This window comes from Moraxella cuniculi DSM 21768 (assembly GCF_900156515.1).
GTDB lineage: Bacteria > Pseudomonadota > Gammaproteobacteria > Pseudomonadales > Moraxellaceae > Moraxella > Moraxella cuniculi.
In genome coordinates this window covers 34,154-55,057 of sequence record NZ_FTNU01000015.1, presented here as the reverse complement: position 1 = coordinate 55,057, position 20,904 = coordinate 34,154, and the positions used below count along the sequence as shown (strand labels likewise).

At 44.9% G+C, this 20,904-nt stretch carries 20 protein-coding genes; 15 read left to right on the top strand and 5 right to left on the bottom strand.

Annotated elements, in window-relative coordinates:
* Positions 1-17: 17 nt before the first annotated feature.
* Positions 18-1,280: a serine hydrolase domain-containing protein gene (locus BW928_RS08625; protein ID WP_076555826.1), complete on the top strand. Its 1,263-nt coding sequence runs from the start codon at positions 18-20 to the stop codon at positions 1,278-1,280.
* 88 nt (positions 1,281-1,368) lie between these two features.
* Positions 1,369-1,905, top strand: a complete 537-nt coding sequence (gene hpt / locus BW928_RS08620) for a hypoxanthine phosphoribosyltransferase (protein WP_076555825.1) — start codon at positions 1,369-1,371, stop codon at positions 1,903-1,905.
* Positions 1,906-2,026: 121 nt separating this feature from the next.
* Here the strand turns inward: hpt and BW928_RS08615 are convergent, their stop codons facing one another.
* Both BW928_RS08615 and BW928_RS08610 read right to left on the bottom strand, forming a co-directional pair.
* A complete protein-coding gene (locus BW928_RS08615; RefSeq protein WP_076555824.1) occupies positions 2,027-2,413 on the bottom strand; it encodes a hypothetical protein in 387 nt (128 codons plus the stop codon).
* Between the two features lie 93 nt (positions 2,414-2,506).
* A complete protein-coding gene (locus tag BW928_RS08610) occupies positions 2,507-4,009 on the bottom strand; it encodes a YihY family inner membrane protein (RefSeq protein WP_076555823.1) in 1,503 nt (500 codons plus the stop codon).
* A 264-nt stretch (positions 4,010-4,273) separates the two neighbouring features.
* Between BW928_RS08610 and wrbA the strand changes: the two genes are divergently transcribed.
* Complete coding sequence (gene wrbA, locus BW928_RS08605) at positions 4,274-4,885, top strand: NAD(P)H:quinone oxidoreductase (protein ID WP_076555822.1); 612 nt, start codon at positions 4,274-4,276, stop codon at positions 4,883-4,885.
* Positions 4,875-5,300, top strand: coding sequence for a hypothetical protein (locus BW928_RS08600; protein WP_076555821.1), 426 nt, complete (start codon positions 4,875-4,877; stop codon positions 5,298-5,300). The genes wrbA and BW928_RS08600 overlap by 11 nt, the downstream gene beginning before the upstream one ends.
* 170 nt (positions 5,301-5,470) lie before the next feature.
* Here BW928_RS08600 and BW928_RS08595 read toward each other — a convergent pair whose 3' ends face one another.
* Positions 5,471-6,163: a DUF3108 domain-containing protein gene (locus BW928_RS08595; protein WP_076555820.1), complete on the bottom strand. Its 693-nt coding sequence runs from the start codon at positions 6,161-6,163 to the stop codon at positions 5,471-5,473.
* Between the two features lie 338 nt (positions 6,164-6,501).
* Between BW928_RS08595 and BW928_RS08590 the strand changes: the two genes are divergently transcribed.
* The gene (locus tag BW928_RS08590; RefSeq protein WP_169835308.1) at positions 6,502-6,792 is read left to right on the top strand and encodes a co-chaperone GroES; all 291 of its coding nucleotides are present in this window, start codon (positions 6,502-6,504) and stop codon (positions 6,790-6,792) included.
* Positions 6,793-6,851: 59 nt separating this feature from the next.
* Entirely contained in the window at positions 6,852-8,495 is a 1,644-nt protein-coding gene (gene groL, locus BW928_RS08585) for a chaperonin GroEL (RefSeq protein ID WP_076555818.1), read from the top strand.
* Between the two features lie 439 nt (positions 8,496-8,934).
* Here groL and mqo read toward each other — a convergent pair whose 3' ends face one another.
* Positions 8,935-10,617 (bottom strand): malate dehydrogenase (quinone), encoded by a 1,683-nt coding sequence (gene mqo / locus BW928_RS08580; protein ID WP_076555817.1) that lies wholly within the window; start codon positions 10,615-10,617, stop codon positions 8,935-8,937.
* 214 nt (positions 10,618-10,831) lie between these two features.
* On the opposite strand from mqo, the gene BW928_RS08575 reads away from it, so the two are divergent.
* The 9 genes from BW928_RS08575 (at position 10,832) to xerA (ending at position 18,923) form a co-directional block, all read left to right on the top strand.
* A complete protein-coding gene (locus tag BW928_RS08575) occupies positions 10,832-11,335 on the top strand; it encodes a hypothetical protein (RefSeq protein ID WP_076555816.1) in 504 nt (167 codons plus the stop codon).
* A 98-nt stretch (positions 11,336-11,433) separates the two neighbouring features.
* Positions 11,434-12,312, top strand: coding sequence for a prolipoprotein diacylglyceryl transferase (gene lgt / locus BW928_RS08570; protein ID WP_076555815.1), 879 nt, complete (start codon positions 11,434-11,436; stop codon positions 12,310-12,312).
* The gene (thyA, locus tag BW928_RS08565) at positions 12,309-13,151 is read left to right on the top strand and encodes a thymidylate synthase (protein WP_076555814.1); all 843 of its coding nucleotides are present in this window, start codon (positions 12,309-12,311) and stop codon (positions 13,149-13,151) included. Before lgt ends, thyA begins: the two co-directional genes overlap by 4 nt.
* 11 nt (positions 13,152-13,162) lie before the next feature.
* Positions 13,163-13,705 carry a dihydrofolate reductase gene (locus BW928_RS08560; protein ID WP_076555813.1) on the top strand — a complete coding sequence of 181 codons (543 nt, stop codon included), beginning with the start codon at positions 13,163-13,165 and terminating at the stop codon, positions 13,703-13,705.
* Between the two features lie 115 nt (positions 13,706-13,820).
* Positions 13,821-14,819, top strand: coding sequence for an FAD:protein FMN transferase (locus tag BW928_RS08555; protein ID WP_375537537.1), 999 nt, complete (start codon positions 13,821-13,823; stop codon positions 14,817-14,819).
* Between the two features lie 171 nt (positions 14,820-14,990).
* Positions 14,991-15,431 (top strand): hypothetical protein, encoded by a 441-nt coding sequence (locus BW928_RS08550; RefSeq protein WP_076555812.1) that lies wholly within the window; start codon positions 14,991-14,993, stop codon positions 15,429-15,431.
* Between the two features lie 40 nt (positions 15,432-15,471).
* Positions 15,472-16,665 carry a 5-demethoxyubiquinol-8 5-hydroxylase UbiM gene (gene ubiM / locus BW928_RS08545; protein ID WP_076555811.1) on the top strand — a complete coding sequence of 398 codons (1,194 nt, stop codon included), beginning with the start codon at positions 15,472-15,474 and terminating at the stop codon, positions 16,663-16,665.
* 366 nt (positions 16,666-17,031) lie between these two features.
* On the top strand, positions 17,032-17,931 hold the full coding sequence (dapF, locus tag BW928_RS08540; protein WP_076555810.1) for a diaminopimelate epimerase: 900 nt from the start codon (positions 17,032-17,034) through the stop codon (positions 17,929-17,931).
* A gap of 2 nt (positions 17,932-17,933) precedes the next feature.
* Positions 17,934-18,923 carry a site-specific tyrosine recombinase/integron integrase gene (xerA, locus tag BW928_RS08535; protein WP_200800841.1) on the top strand — a complete coding sequence of 330 codons (990 nt, stop codon included), beginning with the start codon at positions 17,934-17,936 and terminating at the stop codon, positions 18,921-18,923.
* A gap of 637 nt (positions 18,924-19,560) precedes the next feature.
* Here the strand turns inward: xerA and lysA are convergent.
* Complete coding sequence (gene lysA, locus BW928_RS08530) at positions 19,561-20,871, bottom strand: diaminopimelate decarboxylase (protein ID WP_076555809.1); 1,311 nt, start codon at positions 20,869-20,871, stop codon at positions 19,561-19,563.
* Positions 20,872-20,904 lie beyond the last annotated feature (33 nt).

Below are 20,904 nucleotides of genomic sequence, written 5' to 3'. Positions count from 1 at the left end.
TAAATATAGGAAAATCAATGCAGTATGCAGATTTTCAAGCGACATTAGACGCTTTGCAATTTGATGATGTACCTGCTGGCGGTGCTTTGGTGATTTATCATCAAGGCGAGCAGGTGGTTTGTGCCAGCACAGGGCAAGCACTGCCAAATCAGCCGTGGTCAGACCAAACTTTGTCGGTGAATTTTTCTATCGGTAAAGGTGTGATGGCAACCTTGATTGCCATCTTGGTATCGCAGGGATTGCTGGAATATGAGCGACCTGTTAGCTATTATTGGCAAGATTTTGCCAAAAACGGCAAGGCGGATATTTTATTAAGTGAAGTCTTAAGTCATCGTGCTGGTTTGTTTGATATCAGTTCGGTGGCAAGTGATGCCGCGATATTGCTTGACTGGACGCAGATGCTCGATAGGGTTGCTGCCATGCCTGTCTGTATACCAAAATCACAAGACAAGGAAAACTATGCCAGTGCTTATAGTGCGTTGGTGTCAGGCTGGGTGCTGGGTGGTGTGGTTGAGCGAGCAACTGGTATGTCGCTTAATGAAGCCTTGCAGCGATATTTGGCCGAGCCGCTTGGGGTGTCAGGTCAGTTGTACTATGGTATCGATGCCTCTTTGTTAAATCAGATTGCCAAGCCAGTGCGGTATTTTTATGAATCGCCCAATGACACCACGGTGCGTCGCAAACCTGTGCTAAAGCCAGACAGTGAGGCGGTGCTTGAAAAATTAACCCAGCTTTCTGCCGCCAAGCACTGGCAAGAGGCACTGATGGGGCAAAAGCTCACCACCGCCAATATCAATCGCTTGTATTTTGATACCAGTCGCATGAATTTGAGCAATTATAAGAATGCACTCATGCCCAATGCCAAAGATGGGTTGGAGTATCATCGTGATGATGTGCTGATGGCGTGCATTCCAGCGGCAAATGGCGTGTCCACCGCACAGGCTTTGGCACGCATCTATGCCATGCACGCAGCCGATGGTGTATGGCAGGACAAGCAGTTTATTCGTCCTGAGGTCATGGCTCGGTTGCGTCTTGTGCAAACTGATGGCTTTGATGCGGTCATGCCAGCAAATATGCGTTGGCGTATGGGGTTTCATCGCTTATTTGCTCTACAGCAGACCGATGGCTATGGGCATATGGGTTATAATGGTTCGGTGGCATTTTGTGATCCCAAACGCAGGCTTGCTTTTGCTTTTATTCATAATTTTGACACTACCATGCTCAACGATATCAGGCAATTTGCCTTGTCCGAGATGGCGTTGGCAATGTTTGCACCGTGATGGAGCGGTGCTTATCTTTTAGCCTTGTTGGCATTATCAAGCAGATGGCACAACAAGCGTGAATGCGTATAACGATTTAGGAGTTTTTATGAAACAGCCAAAGGCACTGACTGTGATGATTTCTGCCGAGCAGATTGCCAGCAAGGTTACGCAGCTTGGTGAACAAATCACCGCCCATTATGCAACCAGCGACAAGCCGTTGGTGCTGATTGGGTTGCTGCGTGGCTCGGTGATTTTTATGGCAGATTTGTGCCGCAAGATTGACAAGCCGCATGAAATTGATTTTATGACGGTTTCTAGCTATCTGAACAAAACGACCATCTCTAGTGGCGATGTCAAAATCCTAAAAGACTTGGACAGCGACATTAAGGGCAAAGATGTGCTGGTGGTTGAAGATATTATTGATTCAGGGCGTACATTGGCAAAAGTTGTACAAATTTTACAAACGCGTGAGCCAAACTCGTTGCAGATTTGCACTTTGGTGAGCAAACCATCACGCCGAGAGGTTGAGATGGTAGTGCAGTTTTGTGGCTTTGAGGTTGAGGATAGATTCATCGTGGGCTATGGTTTGGACTATGATCAAAAATACCGCCACCTGCCATTTATTGGTGAGATTGGTTTGTAAGTTGCATAAAAAGTTTTGCCAAGTGGTCGCTTGGTTGGTTAATTGCCAATTATTATTTTGGCACTTGCCATTGCCCAAAAATCAAATGCCATCAAACAAATGATGGCATTTTTGTTGAAGGTTATTTATTCAGAAAGCTGCTTAAGGTATCGCTCATGCAGGCTTGTAGCGAGCCAACCACCACTTTTTGAGCCACTTGGGTGCGTGCTGCAGGGTCGATGGCAGCGGTAGCAACTTCGGCTAGGCTGACGGTTTTTGGTGCTTTGTCGGCAACGCAGCCACAGACAGTGTCAGAGACTTTGGCTTGTGTCTCTTGGGTCATGGCGACGCTGGCGATTTTCCAATATTGGTTTTTGTTAAGTTGGTTTTGGCAGCTTTGTTTGACCGCCGATTGGACAATGCCCATGCCGATGTTATTGGCAGTTGTGCCTACTTGAGTTGGGTCGGTGCTGGCACAGCCTGACAGGGCAATGATGGTTGCCAAGGTGGCAAGTTTGAAGCGTTTCATAAGCGTTCCTTTGGTTGGTTTTATAAAAATTAACTAAATAAAATGTACAAAATACTTACAATTAAATGAAATATTTTGACGGTTTAATTTGGCTTATTTATCAAATAATCGTTTGACTTCATTGATTTTTTGCTTGCTTTGACCAAAAATATGCCGTGCTTTTTTGAGCAGTCGCAAAACCTGCACAAAGCGACTTTCGGTAAAGGCTGCCTTGCCATCAGGAATCACCACCGAATTGCCAGATTCATCGATGGTGCGGCGTGCATCATTATCAAAACCTTGCATCTCGCCCGTGTCGTCAGTTTTTTCATCTGTGATACGCACGATGGTTTGTTTTTCACGCAGTGGCGTGGTGTCAAACAGCGTCGCCAATGACATATCCAAGGCAGAGCTTGCCGTGCGTTCGATTTTGTCCAAGTGCTGATATAGCTCAACAAACCATGGATCGTAGTCAGCAGCCTCAAGTTGATCAAGCTCTTGGCGAATGGGCAGTGGATAGGGCAGTTTTTTATAAAATTGCCACAAATTGATGGTGTTTAGGTCGGTTTTGAGCAGATATTCGTTATTTCTGGTTTCGGTAATTAGGTCGTTTTGCTGCAATTGAGCCAAATACATACTCCACTTGGGCAGCTCTTTGCGACCAAGCATATTGCGTAGCTCGTTTTCGCTGACGGTTTCGCCATTTTGATAGCGTTTGTATGCCAAATTAAGCATATCAAGCAAGCTAAGCAACGGGTGGCGTACTGGCACTTCTTTGGTCTCAAAAATTGTCAGCGTGTAGCTGATTTGTACACCAAGCAGGATTAAATTCCATGACAAATACACCCACAGCAAAAAGATTGGCAGGGCGGCAAATGCCCCATAGATTGCCTCATAGCTGGTGAAGTTGGTCATCACAGTGCCAAAAACTTGCTTGAGGCTTTCAAACAATACTGCAGTAACGATACCTGCGATGGCGGCATTTTTGATGGGAACTTGTGCTTTTGGGATAAACCAGTACATCAGCACAAAGCCACAGGTCATCAGGGCAAATGAGATGAGATATGCCCAAATACCCCAATCAATACCATAGCCACCGATTTGACGGTTCAAAAAATCCACGCTCTGAATGGCACTTGACGCACCAAATGCCACGCCCAAAATCACAGGGCCTAAGGTGATAATCATCCAGTAACGCACAATGCTTGCTGCACCGCCTGAGCGGTCTTGCACACGCCAAATTTTGTTAAATGCGTGCTCGATGGTATTGAGCGTCATGATGGCGGTAATGAATAAGCCTGCAACACCGATGATACCAAGATTGCTTGATTTTTCGGCAAAGGTCTTGATATGCTCACTGATTTGATTGCCAGCAGCTGGGAACAGATTGGTAGAAATCATCTGCTGAACCTGCTCACGCAAATCCGCCAACGCTGGCACACTGGAGAATATCACCAGTACCACAGTCAGCATAGGAACAAGCGACAGCAAAGTGGTATAGGTGAGACTGGCGGCTTTTTGTTGGCATTCGTCTTCCATAAAATGCCGTACCAATAACCGCAAATACATAAACCAAGCGTGATGTGCAAAGGGTAATTTGTTCAAAAAATTAGTCATGATAGCATCTTAGTGAGTGAGTTTGTCTATTAGTGTAACAAATCTGCTGTAATTTTACACAAGAAAAATTTTTGTAATTATGTATCTGTTGTTTGATATTTTGGCAATTTTACTTAGCTTGGTAAAATCGGCGGTTTGGTGTATTGGTTTTTGGATTTTCTGGTTTGGTTAATGATGAATGCAATGAAAAGTTATCTTGACTGCCAAAATCTTGTTATAATGCAGTTATTGGCTTGTGATTTTAGATAATAATGTGGGAAATGTATGACCGATTCTTATATTCTGGTGCTGTATGACAGCAACAAAAACACCACCAAGCAGTTGGCATATTTGATTGCCCAAGGGGTGAATGATGCAGGCATGGCGGTGAAAATTCGCCGTGTGCCAAAAGTTTCGCCATTAAGCGAGGCTGTGCTGCCAAGCATTCCTGATGAAGGCGATTTATATTGCAGTATTGATGAACTGATTGATTGTGCTGGGCTGGCACTGGGCAGTCCGACGCATTTTGGCAATATGTCAGCTTCAATGAAGTACTTTTGGGACAATACGGTGTCGGCTTGGCTGGCGGGTGATTTGCAGGGTAAGCCTGCTTGTGTGTTTACCAGTACAGGCAGTCAGCATGGCGGTCAAGAAAGTACGCTGTTGTCCATGATGTTGCCATTGTTGCATCATGGTATGTTAATCATGGGATTGCCTTATGCGTATCCTGAATTATCCAACACGACCAAAGGTGGCACGCCATACGGAGCAAGCCATGTGTCAGGTACGCAGCATCAATATCCTGTTAGCCAAGATGAGCAGGTGCTTGCCATTGCACAAGGTAGGCGATTGGCGATGTTGGCTCAAAAATTACAGGCGGGCAAAAATGAATCATAAGTATGATGACAAGGCGATTGTTGTAGCACGCCGTAGACTGTGGTGGTCTTGGTGCCTGTGGCTTGTGGTGGCATTGCTGCTGTATCCGTTGGCGGTGGTATCTGTGGTATCCTTGTCTTTGCCTTTGTGGCTTGGGGTGGTGGCTGAGCTACTTATGGTGCTGCCTGCATTGCTATGCACACCAGCGATAAAACGGGGCAGTTCGCCGTATGCGTTGATGTGGGTGAGCATGATTATGCTTATTTATTTGGGTCTGGCAGGTGTGCAGGTATTGATGGGTTTTTATGAAAAAGCACCAACATTGCTGTGGGCGGTGCAGTTTATCCGTATGCTGGCATTGCTTGCGGTGAATTACTGTTTGTTTATTCTGCTCAAGCGATTACCCGCCATGCATAAGCAGTACAATGCCGACTAAGTCAAATCAGCGATGATTTTTGGCATTGCTTGGTCAAACTTAGTCGGTTAATTGACTCTATGGCAATAGTGATTGTGCTGATTAATGTGCCACTTATAACAGAGCAGTACCAGCTGGATAATGGACTGCTCTGTATTTGTTTTAGATGGCAGATAACCAAAATTACCCCATCAGTTGATTTTGGTTAGCTCCATAGAGATGGTCTTGCCATCGTTGGTTTGGCTGACTTTGATCGGCAGATAATTTAGCGTGGGAGCCAGCCAAAAGCTGGTTGCACGATCTTTGTCATCATGAATGCGATCGATGCGTATCGTGTCATAAGTGCCTGCTGGTACGGTGATTTTGCTGCTGCCAGCTCGCTTGAATTTGGTGGTCTCCAGCCTGTCTCGCTTGACCAAGAGATAATTGCCAGAGAATTTACCCTGTAGTAGCTCTTGGCGAATTTGTGCCTCAAGGCTTAGGTCGTCATAGGCTTGGCGAGGCATATTGAGCGTGGCTGTCTTGCCCTTATAGGTGCTGGCAACACTTTTGGCACGATTATTAAAGCGGATATTGTGCGTATAGCCAATGCCCAAAATGCGGGTTGATAGGCTTGCTGAATTTGGCACAATGCGACCATCAGTCAAACTAAAGCTGGCTTCTTGCTTGAGTGTGGCGATGCCTGCTGCACGACCATCGATTTGGTATTGATAGGCATTGCCTGACTTGGTCAGCGTGCGTGTGGCGGTGCCAGTTTTGCCTTCGGCATTGATTTTATAAGTGGCTGAATAAGCGGCCAAATCCGCAGCACTTGCCAAAGTGGCTAGGCTGGTTGCCCCTGCGATGGCAGTGCTTGCGAATAAATTTTTGATTAAGTGTTTCATGATTGACCTCTTGTATGCATAAAGATGCTTGGCATCGAATGGTTGTATAATGGATAAATTTTGTTACATTTTCAAGGGCAAATACTCATGATTGTTTGAGTTTTTTGTGTCGCAATCGTCATTTTCTTGCACAGAGTTATACCAACGATGCGTAAATTCACAGTTATTTGGTGAAAATGTAATCAAATGATACTTTTTGTAAACTTATTAATGGGTGAAAAATCGCCAAATGGCAGAAATTTTTTGACTTTTTTCTTGAAATTTATCCAGCAAACTCCATTTTACAAAACATCTTAGGCTTTTGTGCCGATATTTTTTATTGACAACCAAATGGAGTGATTATGAAAATTCGTCCACTACACGATCGCATTGTCGTTCGCCGTACCGAAGAAGAGCAAAAAACCGCAGGGGGTATTTTATTGCCAGGTTCTGCCACCGAAAAACCACAACAAGGCGAAGTGCTTGCTGTTGGCAACGGTCAAATCACCGACAATGGCGTACGCTCATTGGATGTAAAAGTTGGCGATACCGTACTGTTTGGTCAATATGCTGGTCAAACTGTCAAGGTTGATGGCGAAGAGCTTCTGATTATGAAAGAATCTGATGTGCTTGGCGTGTTAGAAGCTTAATGCTTTTGACACTATGTTAAATTGCTAATAAACATAATTTATTTTAATTTAAGGAAACTATCATGGCAAAAGATGTAAGTTTTGGCACAAATGCTCGTGAAAAAATGATTGATGGCGTGAATATTTTGGCAAATGCCGTCAAGGTAACTTTGGGCCCAAAAGGTCGCAATGTGGTGATTGATAAATCATTTGGTGCACCAACCATTACCAAAGATGGTGTTTCTGTTGCCAAAGAGATTGAGCTTGAGGATAAGTTTGAGAATATGGGTGCACAATTGGTGCGTGAGGTGGCTGCCAAGACCAATGATGTTGCAGGCGATGGCACAACAACGGCAACCGTATTGGCACAGGCAATCTTGGTTGAGGGCATGAAAACCGTTGCTGCAGGCATGAACCCAATGGATCTAAAGCGTGGCATTGATAAAGGTGTGCGTGCTGCTGTTGCAGAAATCAAAGCACTATCAACCCCAGCCAACGACCATAAGGCAATCGCTCAAGTTGGCTCAATTTCGGCAAACTCAGATGCCACCATCGGCGAGCTTATTAGCCGTGCGATGGAGACCGTTGGCAAGCAAGGCGTGATCACCGTTGAGGAGGGTTCAGGCTTTGAAGATGCGTTGGAAGTGGTTGAGGGTATGCAGTTTGATCGTGGTTATATCAGCCCATATTTTGCCAACAAGCAAGACAGCCTAACTTGCGAATTTGACAATCCGTTTATCCTATTGGTGGACAAAAAAATCAGCAATATCCGTGAAATCGTACCTTTGCTTGAAAAAGTCATGCAAACCAGCCGTCCGCTACTTATCATTGCTGAAGATGTAGAAAATGAAGCATTGGCAACTTTGGTGGTGAATACCCTGCGTGGTGGTCTGAAAACTTGTGCGGTAAAAGCCCCCGGCTTTGGCGATCGCCGCAAAGCAATGCTGCAAGATATTGCTATCTTGACAGGTGGCGTGGTGATTTCTGAAGAAGTTGGACTGTCGCTTGAAGCTGCCGAAATTGAACATTTGGGTACTGCCAAAAAAGTTACCATCGGCAAAGAAAACACAGTGATTGTTGATGGTGCTGGCGACAAGGCAGCCATTGATGCCCGTGTTGAATCTATCCGCCGTCAAGTTGAAGAATCAACCTCTGAATACGACAAAGAAAAGCTACAAGAACGCGTGGCAAAACTATCAGGCGGTGTTGCTGTTATTAAAGTTGGTGCAGCCACCGAAACCGAAATGAAAGAGAAAAAAGACCGTGTTGATGATGCTTTGCACGCAACTCGTGCAGCGGTTGAAGAAGGTGTTGTACCGGGTGGCGGTGTGGCGTTGGTGCGTGCATTGGCAGCACTTAATGAGCTAAAAGGTGACAACGAAGACCAAAATGCTGGTATCAATATCCTACGCCGTGCGATGGAGGCACCGCTGCGTCAAATCGTAACCAACGCAGGTGATGAGGCCTCTGTGGTTATCAATGCAGTAAAAAATGGCACAGGCAACTATGGCTATAATGCTGCAACTGGCGAATATGGCGATATGATTGAGATGGGTATTTTGGACCCTGCAAAAGTAACTCGTTCTGCCTTGGAACACGCTGCTTCTGTAGCAGGTCTGATGCTGACCACTGAGGTGATGATCACCGATTTGCCTGCCAAAGATAATGCTGCTGCAATGCCTGCTGGTATGGGCGGTATGGGTGGCATGGGCGGTATGATGTAAACCGTCCGATTGCGGGCTGATGCACCATGGTGTCAGCCACGCTTAAGAATTTGACACCCTAAATAGCAGATGGCAAAAATACTTTTGGCATCTACAATCCCCAAAATCTTGCTGGTTTTGGGGATTTTTTAAGTCAAATTTTTGACAAAAAAACACTTGACTGACATTATAAAACCGCAACAATGAAAATTAGAAAATTAGAAAATTAGAAAATTAGAAAATTAGAAAATTAGAAAATTAGAAAATTAGAAAATTAGAAAATTAGAAAATTAGAAAATTAGAAAATTAGAAAATTAGAAAATTAGAAAATTAGCAATACGCCATTACGGCTGATGATTCGTGGCTGATGGCAAGGTTAATCTTGCCCAAGAGATATTCTGACGAAAAAAATAGGGGCTGATTTGCCCCTATTTATGCCAAGTAATTTTCTGCCAAGTAATCAAGCAGCAGGTTTGATGACAACTTCATCGCTGGTTTGCTTTAATCGTTCAACATTGGCTGCATCTGTCGCAGGTGAAACAGCAGGCGTGGACTTTGGTTGATAGTTCAAGCCCAAAGTACGGCTGGTATTGCGGCGAACTTCATCAAGCAAGGCAGCATCTTTTGACAAATCTTTGCCGTATGATGGAATGATTTCTTCAATTTTTGCCTTCCATTTGCCTTGAACCTGCTCAGGGAATGATTTTTCTAGTAGATTTAGCAAAATATGTGGCGAGGTTGATGCACCTGGTGATGCACCCAGTAGGGCGGTAACAGTACCGTCTTCAGAGCTGAAAATCTCTGTACCAAATTGTAATTTGGCTGGTTCGTTTGGCAGTTTTTTGATGATTTGCACACGCTGACCGCCTTGTACTGCTGTCCAGTCTTCCAGCTTGGCATTTGGATAGTATTTTTGTAGCTCTTTTAGGCGTTCGTCATCACTTAGCATGACTTGGCTGATTAAATATTTTACCAAATCAGTATTCTCAAGACCGATATTAATCATCGGTAGAGCATTATCCTTGGTGGCTGACTTGATAAGGTCAAGCTGCGAGCCATTTTTTAGGAACTTGTTAGAATAGGTGGCAAATGGGCCAAACAGCACATATTTTTTGCCATCAACATAGCGAGTGTCAATGTGTGGCACAGACATTGGCGGTGCACCCAATTCAGCCTTGCCGTACACTTTGGCGGTGTGTGCTGCAGTGATGGCAGGATTGTCGGTCATCAGGAACAGTCCGCCAACAGGGAAGCCTGCGTAATATTTGCTTTCTGGTAGGTCGGTGTATTGCAGTAATTTCACCGCTGCACCACCAGCACCAATGAAAACAAAGCGAGTTTTGGTTTGGCTAAGCTCACCTGTTTTTAGATTTTTGACGCTCACTGTCCAAGTTTTGTCAGCATTACGGCTAATTCCTGTTACTTCGCTATTGGTGGCAAGTGAGAAATTGGCGTTTTTGCTTAGGCTGTCAATCAGCTGTGTGGTGATTGCACCATAATTGACATCTGAACCAATGTCCATGCGTGTGGCAGCGACTTGTTGGTTGGCATCACGGCCTTGCATCACCAGCGGAGACCAGCGTTCGATTTCTGCCTTGTCTTCGGTATAGACCATGTCGGCAAATAAAGGTGATTTTACCATCGCTTGATAGCGGCGTTTGAGATAATCAACCTCATTGCCCCAGACAAAGGCGATGTGCGGCACAGGGTTGATGAAGGTATTTGGCTGACCCAAGCGGCCGTTTTGTACTTGATATGCCCAAAATTGCTTGGCGACCTCAAACTGGCTGGCGATGTTTTCGGCACGCTTGATGTCAATGCTGCCATCGTCAGCTTGTGGCGTGTAGTTCATTTCCATAAAGCCAGAATGCCCTGTGCCAGCATTATTAAAGGCGTATGAGCTTTCTTGGGCAACCGTATCAAGTCGCTCGTACATTTGGATTTTCCAGTCAGGTTCAAGCTCATTCAGATAAGTACCCAGCGTGGCACTCATGATACCGCCACCGATTAGCACAGCATCAACGACAGGCTCGCCATCGTTGCCAGTAACAGGTTTGCTGGCAACAGGGCGGAATAAAAATACCAAGATTGCCAGCAGGATGAGTGCCAGTACAATCAGTAAATAACGCAAAAATTTTTTCATAATAACACTTATTGGATTAATAAAAAAACGCCCCAGCGACAGAAATAAAGACAACTCCTGCTTGGTCGGCGTAGAAAAACGGTCTATTATACCCCATCATTCACCAAAAGTCATCAAGCACTGATTGATGGTGTGCGTTTGCTGTGGTTTTGCAGTATAATACAGTTGTGGCATTGTGCCGCATGATTTATAAGCCCAAAACAAAGGATGGACCATGAAAAACCGTATCTGTGCGACGCTGCTTGTGGTATTGTGTGGCGTAGCTGCTGCCCTGCCGACAATAACCCATGCCAAGACTGGCAAAAAATCAGTTTCGCTGACTGCCACAGAGCGGAAGATGCTTGGCAGGTGGTTTTGCCAAGCGACTTGGAATCCACCCTTTGAGATGCTATCTTTTGTCACCATTGATTATCGCCCTGATAGAACTTATCAAGCCGAAGAGGTCGGGCAAATGACTTATGATGAACTGACGGGCTTGTGGCGTGTTGGCTACCAAGGAAAGTGGTCAGCCCGAGATGATAGCTATCAGTGGCAGATGCAGACAGTACATAGTCCAAAATTTGATGATGTGCTCCTTGCAATAAATGATGGGGAACTTGAGCCTAATTATGAACCCACTACGGTAGAAATCCAAAAACTTGATGACAAAAACTTGACATATAAAATCACCGAACGGGATTCGGAGTCGGAGATAGCCACAATGAACTGCAAACGCTAAATTTATGATGAATTTTGGCAAAAAGTATAAAAAATAGCGAAATTGCACTATAATAAGCACCCTTAATCAACCAATAACAAATCAATGGTGGGCGGACTATGGCTGTATTGCATCCACAATTTAACCCAGTGGCACTGGATTTGGGCGTCATCAAGCTGCATTGGTATGGCTTGATGTATTTGCTTGCTTTTGCGGCGGCGTATTTTTTGGCATGGCAGCGTACCAAAAAGCGTGAGGATTTTAATGCTCAGATGGTATCGGATTTGGTGTTTTTTGGCTCATTGGGCGTGATTTTGGGCGGTCGCATTGGCTATGTGCTGCTTTATAACTTTGGTGAGTTTTTGGCAAATCCATTATATCTGCTGCGTGTTTGGGAAGGGGGCATGAGTTTTCATGGCGGCTTTGTGGGTGTCTTGGTTGCCATGTGCTATTTTGCTTATAAATATCAAAAGTCAGCTTTTACCGTGCTTGATTTTATTGCTCCGTGCATACCGACAGGGCTACTGTTTGGGCGAATTGGTAATTTTATCAATGGCGAACTGTGGGGGCGTGTTTCACAAGCAAATGCGTCTTATTTGATGTATTTTCCGCAAGCAGCAGATGCCGATTTTCAGCTGCTACAAGCTGAGCCGAGCCTACAAAGTCTTGCCAGCAATATCGGCGGTTATTTGTTATTGCCACGCCATCCCTCGCAGTTGTATCAAGCAGCAACGGAGGGCGTGTTGTTATTTGTGCTTTTGTGGTGGTTTAGTGCCAAGCCTCGCCCACGCTATGCAGTATCGGCGTTATTTTTGTTGGGTTATGGCATCAGTCGCTTTATCACCGAATTTTTCCGCCAGCCAGATGTCGGCTACCAGCTGATTTTTGGGTGGATGAGCAAAGGGCAATTATACAGCGTGCCGATGATTGTCGCAGGTGTCATTTTGATGATTATGGCGTATCGCAAACCGATTTATGACTGGAAAATAACCCAATGAAACAGTATTTGCAATTATTACAGCATATTCTAGACAATGGTGAGGATAAATCTGACCGAACAGGCACAGGCACTCGCTCGGTTTTTGGTTATCAAATGCGTTTTGATTTGGCGACAGGTTTTCCGCTGCTAACGACCAAAAAAGTACACATCAAATCCATCGTCCATGAGCTGCTTTGGTTTTTAAGGGGTGAAACCACCATTGACTATCTGACCGCCAATCAAGTAACCATTTGGGATGAGTGGGCAACCGATGAGCAGACCGCACGCTTTGGGCGGCAGGCAGGGGACTTGGGGCCTGTGTATGGTCATCAGTGGCGAAATTTTGGGGCGAGCAAAGATGAGGCTGGCAACTATCGTGATGATGGTTTTGACCAGATTTCTTGGCTGGTGAATGAAATAAAAACCAACCCAAACTCACGCCGACTTATTGTCTCTGGTTGGAATCCCAACGAGGTAGCCACAGTAGCTCTGCCACCTTGCCATACGCTGTTTCAATTTTTTGTGCAGCAGGGCAAATTGTCTTGTCAGCTGTATCAACGCAGTGCTGATGTATTTTTGGGCGTGCCGTTTAATATCGCAAGTTATGCACTTTTGACCCACATGATTGCCCAAGTGTGCGATTTGCAAGTGGGCGAATTTGTTTGGACAGGTGGCGATACGCATCTATATAGCAACCACTTTGAGCAGGCTCGTTTGCAGTTAAGTCGCAGCCCCATGCCGCCATGCCAGCTGTGGCTCAATCCGCAAGTGCGTGATATCTTTGATTTCACCTTTGAAGATATTAAAATTCTTAATTACCAATCACACTCTGCCATCAAGGCAGAAGTGTCTGTTTGATGGATAGTGCTATGAAAACACTTTTTTGCCAGTCGGCTGTCCAAATTGTGCAGGTGGTCGCCATCAGTCGCAATCGTGCCATTGGCAAAGACAATCAGCTCTTGTGGCATATTCCTGAGGATTTGCAGCACTTTAAGCGGCTAACAGATGGCGGTGTCATCGTCATGGGTCGCAAGACCTTTGAGTCGCTTGGACGAGTGTTGCCCAATCGCAGCCATCATGTCATCACTCGCCAAAGCGATTTTTGTCATGCAGGCGTGGTTGTTGCAGGTTCGCTTGATGAGGCATTACGCCAAGCAGTTGATGATGCCATCAGTCGCAATCAGCAAAAAATCTTTATCATTGGCGGTGGTGAAATTTATCAGCAAAGCCTACCAATTACTCATGTGCTGGAGATTACCGAAGTGGATATTGAGGTGGCGGGCGATGCTTATTATCCAGATATTGATGATAAATTTTTCATAAAAACTTATCAAAGCGATACAAAAACGGACAAAAAAAGCGGTCTGAATTATCGCTTTACTACTTGGTGCCGCCGATCAGAAGCGGCTTAGATTTGCTAAGATTTATTTCATTAAATGTATATTAATTATTAATAAAATTACCCCTGTGGAGTGGTGAATGACTATGCGTTATGCTTATGTTGCCTTGGCTTGTAGTGCGATTGTGATGGCTGCGTGTGATAGCAAGCCCAGTTACCAGCGTATCAGCGGTGAAACGATGGGAACAAGCTACCATATTAGCTTGCAGGCAAACAAAGCAGACCTTGCCAAGATTCAGTCGGTGATAGATAAGCGATTGCAGGACATTAATAACAGTATGTCCACCTATCAGCAAGATAGCACCATCAGCCGCTTTAATCGTCTACAGGCAAATACACCTTTGGTGATTGATGCTGATTTTATCAAAGTGCTAACAGACAGTCAGCAGGTATATCAAGCGTCAAATCGTGCCTTTGATCCGACTGTGTATCCTTTGGTTGAGCTATGGGGCTTTGGCAGCAAGATGAGTGTTGAGCGACTGCAATCACCACCAAGCGACAGTGAGATTGCTGCCGCATCAGCTTTGGTTGGTTTGGATAAAATCAGCCTAGAGGGCGACAAAATCAGCAAACGCACACAGGGCATTGGCTTGGATTTTTCGGCAATTGCCAAAGGCTATGCGGTTGATGTGATTGCTAATACCTTACGAGAGAATTATGGCATTAATAATTATATGGTTGAGATTGGCGGCGAGGTTGCAACCATGGGTGTCAATGACAAGGGCAGGGCATGGGTGCTGGGCATTGATGCACCTGTGATTGATAGCACGCAGAGCAATCGCACAACGCTAACAACACTCACTCAGCCTGCTGGTGGTTCTTTGCACATCGCCACTTCGGGAGGTTATCGCAACTCGGTGGTTTATGATGGCAAGCGATACAGCCACACGATCAACCCTGTTACGGGCAAGCCTGTGGCAGACAATGCACCAAGTGTAACAGTGCTGCACGATACGGTTGCACTGGCGGACGCGTGGGCGACTGCTTTGACCGCCATGCCATATCAGCAGGCGATCAATCTTGCCAATGAACAGGGCGTGATGGCGTTGTTTGTGATTGAAAATGCCAACAAAACAGGTTTTGAGCTGGTTAAAAGCACCGCCATGCAACAAAAGTTTACCCAATAATATCAGATTGCACGCACGGCAGTTTTGATTTACAATACTATTAATTAATAGTTTTACAGATTATATTCGGTGCTTGTTTGGCAAATGAGCGGTTGTTGGGCGTTTTGCATTCATCGACAATTGCCACCAAATGGGCAACGGTTTATATTCACCAACCAAAAAAGGTTTGCTATGGCTAATTTTTCACCAAGTATTCAGTTTGCCAAGCGTTGGCTTGCCACACCAGCTGCAGCACGCAAGGCGATCTATGATGAGCTAGATGATATTATCAATTTGCTTGATAGTGATACGCCAAGCAAAGCGTTTGTTTTTACCCATGCTGATTTTTATCAGGCAGTTGCTACAGCCATCAATCAAGGCGAGGCTGTCAGCACACCAAGCCGCTTGATTCATTCCATCGAAACCACCTCATTGAGTGCTGAAAAAACTTCCCATGCGGCAAATCAGGTGGATTTTAAGGCGGTTGAAGCTCGCCTAAATGAGAGTTTGGCAACGCAGATTGATGAATTTTTGGTGGAGCATACCGCCCAATTGGCTGACGATTTGCGAGCATGGGTACAGATGGCAGTGCGTCATGAATTGGCAAACTATCAGCAAGCAGGTCAAGAATAATCCCTGTTACAGATAAGAAAATAGTGCGATTGGAGCGGTCATGAACACAGTGCAGCATAGCGACATCATCGTTGTGGGAGCAGGGCCTGCAGGGCTGGCGTTTGCTCGCTTTTTTTTGGGTAGCGATATTCGTTTGCGTGTCATTGACAAAGCACCGATAGCCGCACTGCAAAATCCAGCGTATGATGGGCGTGAAATTGCTCTAACCAACAGCTCCAAAGAAATCCTGCAAAATTTGGGCGTGTGGCAGCGTCTGAATGAGGATGAAATTTACCCACTAAAAGATGCCAAAGTTTATAATGGCACTTTGGATTATGCGTTGCATTTTCAAGTTCCCAAATCTATGCGTGCCATGCGTTCGCTTGACCGCTTGGGCAATCTGGTCTCAAATCACCACATCCGCAAGGCACTGTACGATGAAGTGTCAACGATGCCAAATGTTGAGCTGATTGGCGATGCGTGTGTTGATACAGTAAAGACAGGAGAGGGCAGGGCGACTGTTACGCTATCAGATGGGCGACAGTTTACCGCAGATTTGTTAATTGCTGCTGATAGTCGCATGTCTGGCGTACGGCGTTTGTTGGGCATTGGTGCAGATATGAATGACTTTGGGCGGACGGTGATTGTGTTTCGTGTTAGCCACCCAGAATCCAATACTGCCACTGCTCAAGAATGCTTTTTGCACGGTCGAACTTTGGCGATTCTGCCATTGACTGATACCATGAGCAATTGTGTGATTACTGTGGATAATACACAGGCTCAAGCACTGCTTAGTCTGTCGCCAGCCCAATTGGCACACGAGGCACAGCGAATGTTTGGCGATAAATTGGGCAAGTTTAGCATTGCTGGCACGGTGCATCATTATCCATTGATTGGGGTGCACGCACAGAGCTTTGTGTCGCAGCGTGCGGCATTGATTGGTGATGCTGCGGTTGGTATGCATCCTGTAACTGCACACGGTTATAATTTGGGGCTTGCCAGTGCCAAGACGCTGACTTCGCTGATTTTGCAGGCTTATGATAAGCAATCTGATATCGGCTCTTGGCAGCTGCTCGCCAGTTATAATCGCCAGCATCAAGCTCATACACGACCTTTGTATCATGGCACCAATGCGATGGTTCGGCTGTTTACCACAGACAATAAGCTTGTGCGTCCACTGCGAGATTTGACGCTGCGAGTGAGCAATAATTTACCACCCATTAAGCACTGGATTGCCAAGCAGTTGGTTGGCTGAGTTGTTTGATGTTTGATGTTGATAGGGCTTGTCGGTTTGTTTGGCGACAAGCCTGATTTATAAAAATGCTTGGTGGTTTAATTTCTCAATTTCTCAATTTTTTAATTTTTTAATTTTTTAATTTTTTAATTTTTTAATTTTTTAATTTTTTAATTTTTTAATTTTTTAATTTTTTAATTTTTTAATTTTTTAATTTTTTAATTTTTTAATTTTTTAATTTTTTAATTTTTTAATTTTTTAATTGAAGCTCCGAGCATACAAAATGGCATAAGAAAGGAAATTTATTTTATGCGACAAAAGCATTAGCAAGCGGGCGTTTTTCGTGATAAGATAATCAGTAATTTAAAAAATAATAAGGGCAAGACAATGCTTATTGAATTCACAAAAATGCACGGACTGGGCAATGACTTTATGGTTATTGATTTGGTTACTCAACGCATGACGCTCACGCCCGAGCTTGTGCGATTGCTTGCCGATCGCCGTCTTGGGGTGGGTTTTGATCAGCTGTTGATTGTTGAGCCGCCAACTCGCCCTGATGTGGATTTTCGCTACCGTATTTTTAATGCAGATGGTTCTGAAGTGGCACAATGCGGCAATGGTGCGCGTTGTTTTGCTTCGTTTGTCCAAGCTCGCAAATTATCCTTCAAGCAACGATTGCGTGTTGAGACGGCAAGTGGCATCATTGTGCTATCCACAGACCGCTATGGCTGGGTGCAGGTGGACATGGGCAAGCCAAAATTTGAACCAGCGGAAATTCCTTTTGCCCCAAAAGCCATCACCAAAATTGGCAATGCCTACCGCCTCGATGTTGATGGCACGCCTGTGCAGCTGTATGTGGCAAATATGGGCAATCCGCACGCAATTATTAAGGTTGATGATGTTCTCACTGCCGAAGTTGAGCGGCTGGGCAAGCTCATTGAGTCGCACGAGGCATTTCCTGATCGGGTGAATGTGAATTTTGTACAAATTGTCAATCAGCGACACATTCGTATTCGTGTTTTTGAGCGTGGCGTTGGCGAAACGCAGGCGTGCGGTACAGGTGCTTGTGCGTCTGTGGCGACAGCAATTCGTGAGGGCTGGCTGGACGAAGGGGTGGATATTCGTGCACAACTGTACGGTGGCTCATTGGCGATTCGCTGGCAAGAGGGCTATAATTTATCCATGACAGGGCCGACAGCTTTTGTTTATGAAGGTGTGTTTAGTCCAGATGGGTTGGCAGCGTCTGTTGGGCTAAAACTAGACCCAAATGACGACAGCACTTATTGATAATGCGACTATCTCACCTATTGACACCGCCAAGCAATACGGGTAACAATCATGATTGCGACATTGCTTGGCAATGTTCAAATGACTGGCTTGACGAACTGGCTTGGCAAAATTATGCCGACCATACCATCAAAACTTATCAATTGGCGGTATCGCAATTTTTGACTTTTGTTGAGCAGGATAGCCAGATTGCCACCGCTTTTGCTTGTACTCGCCAAGACTTATTACGATTTTTTGGCACACGCCTTGAGGAGAGTGGCATTCAGCCAGTCAGTGCCAAACTGGCTTTGTCCGCCATCAAAAGTTTTTATCAATTTGCCATCAATCAAGGCATCACAACGACCGATCCTACTGTTGGTTATCGCCTAAAACCTGCCACAAAAAAACTTCCCAGCATTGCCGATGTGGATCTTATCAATCAGCTTCTTGATCAGCCGATGCCTGACGATGCCGCCAAAGCACGCTTGTGGGTGCGAGATAAGGCAATGTTTGAGCTGATGTACAGCAGTGGGTTGCGAGTATCCGAGCTTGCATCGTTGGATATTGGCGATATTGATTTGGCGGCAGGTTTGGTGCGTGTGCTTGGCAAGGGCAATAAGACACGCCAAGTACCCGTTGGACGCAAGGCGGTCATTGCCATTACTAATTACTTGCCGCATCGTGATTTGTGGCAGGAGCAAGATTCTGCCGCTTTATTCATCAGTGAGCGACACGGCACACGCCTAAGCACGCGAGCGATACAGTTGCGACTAAAGCTTGCCGCCACTGCCGCTGGGATTGATTTGAACCTATATCCCCATTTGCTACGCCATTGTTTTGCATCGCATCTATTATCTGCCAGTGGTGATTTGCGTGCGGTGCAAGAATTGCTTGGTCATAGCAATATCAGCACCACCCAAATCTACACTCATGTTGATTTTGCTGCTTTGACACGCATCTATGATCATGCCCATCCGCGTGCTCAGTTGTACAAAAAATCCCACAATGCTTAATCACCAGCCTTTTTGACTCATCTTTGCTACACAAAAAAAGTTATCCACAGTTTTGTCCACATTATTAATTTGCTATTTTGTGAAACCATAAGGCTAAAGAAAATCACAAAAAACAGCCAATGATTCACAAAGATAATCATTCAGAAGTTTATTGAAAATTTTTAAGTCATTGATTTTAAATAATTTATTTTATTTATGACAAATTGATTAATTTTCATTCAATCGTCTCAAACACTTGGTGCTACTAGCCATGACGAATAAAAAATTTATGCATTTGCTAAGTTATCCACAATTTGTGGGGAAAAGCAAACAAAGCCTGACAGGCTAAGGTTTGGCAGACTGGATTGTCAAATGAACGGTTGATTGAGCCAGTTTTATTGATTATATTTATTAATAGTATAATTAATAAATAATTATTTTGTTTCACAAATTGGCTGATAATTTTGCCACTGGTTGATTATTTTGTAAAATTATCCACAGATTACCCACATTGATATGCCATTTATCCACATACTTTCCACAGATTTTGCCGTGCAGAGCTTGATTTTGGGTTATTAAAAAGTAGGCTGTGTGCATTTGCCCGTGTTGTGATGAATGATGATACTAAAAAGCCCTCAAATCATGAGGGCTGGTTGGTTTAGATAATTTCATCACGCCATAAATCAGCAAGAGATTCACGCTTACGAATCAGGCGATGACTGCCGTCATCAACCATCACTTCGCAAGGGCGTGGACGGCTGTTGTAATTGCACGCCATGCTAAAGCCATAGGCACCAGCACCTGTGATTGCCAGTATGTCGCCCACTTGCAGGCCACAGGCACGGTCTTTGCCCAAAAAGTCGCTGGATTCACAGACAGAGCCGACAATGTCCCAAGTGTGAATTTCGCGAGCATTGCGTGTGTCGGTGGGGATAATCGCCATCACAGCCTCATAAAGTGCTGGACGAATCAGCTCGCTCATCGAGGCGTCAATGATGGCAAAATTCTTAAATTCGGTGGGTTTTAGGACATCAACACGGCTAAGCAAAACGCCTGCATTGGCAAGCAAGCTGCGACCCGGCTCTAGGTAGAGCTTTAATCCAAGCTTTCGAAGGCGAGGCAGTAGCAACTTGGCAAAATCATCAACACTGGCTGGATTTTCGTCAATATAACGCACGCCAAGCCCACCACCAAGATCGATATGCTCCAGATGAATGCCGTGTGATTTTAATTCATCAATCAGCTCAATCAGCTTGTCTAATGCATCAGAAAATCCTTGAATATCAATCAGTTGTGAGCCAATATGACAGTCAATGCCAACGATTTGTAGATATGGCAGTTGTTTGGCATGCAGATAGGCTTGCACGGCAGCTTGGTGGCTGATGCCAAATTTGTTGGACTTTAGACCTGTGGAGATATAAGGGTGAGTTTTGGCATCAACATCAGGATTGATACGCAAAGAAATGCGAGCGGTTTTATTAAGGCGTGTGGCAACTTGGGAAATGGTATCAAGTTCGCTAACGGCCTCAACATTAAAGCAGCAAATATCGGCATTGAGTGCGTATTCAATGTCATCTGCGGTTTTGCCCACGCCAGAATAGACGACTTTTTTGCCATCGGTTACTTGTAATACGCGTGCCAGCTCACCTTTTGAGACGATATCAAAGCCTGCACCGATTTGGGCAAGGCTTTTGAGAACGGCAAGATTGGAATTGGTTTTAACAGCATAACAAATCTGATGGTCAAGGCTTGCAAATGCTCGACTGTAGGCTTGATAATTATCCAAGATGGCACGCTGTGAATAAACATAAGAAGGCGTACCGTATTGCTTGGCAAGTTCAAGACTACTCACGCCGTCAATGTGCAGCACACCATCAATATAATCAAAATACGGCAGGGCAGAGACAAGTATATCGGCATCAATATGCAAGCTGTCATTAATATAATGGCTGGCTGGGCGAAAAGTCATATAATTATCCTTTATTCAATTATTTATTTTATC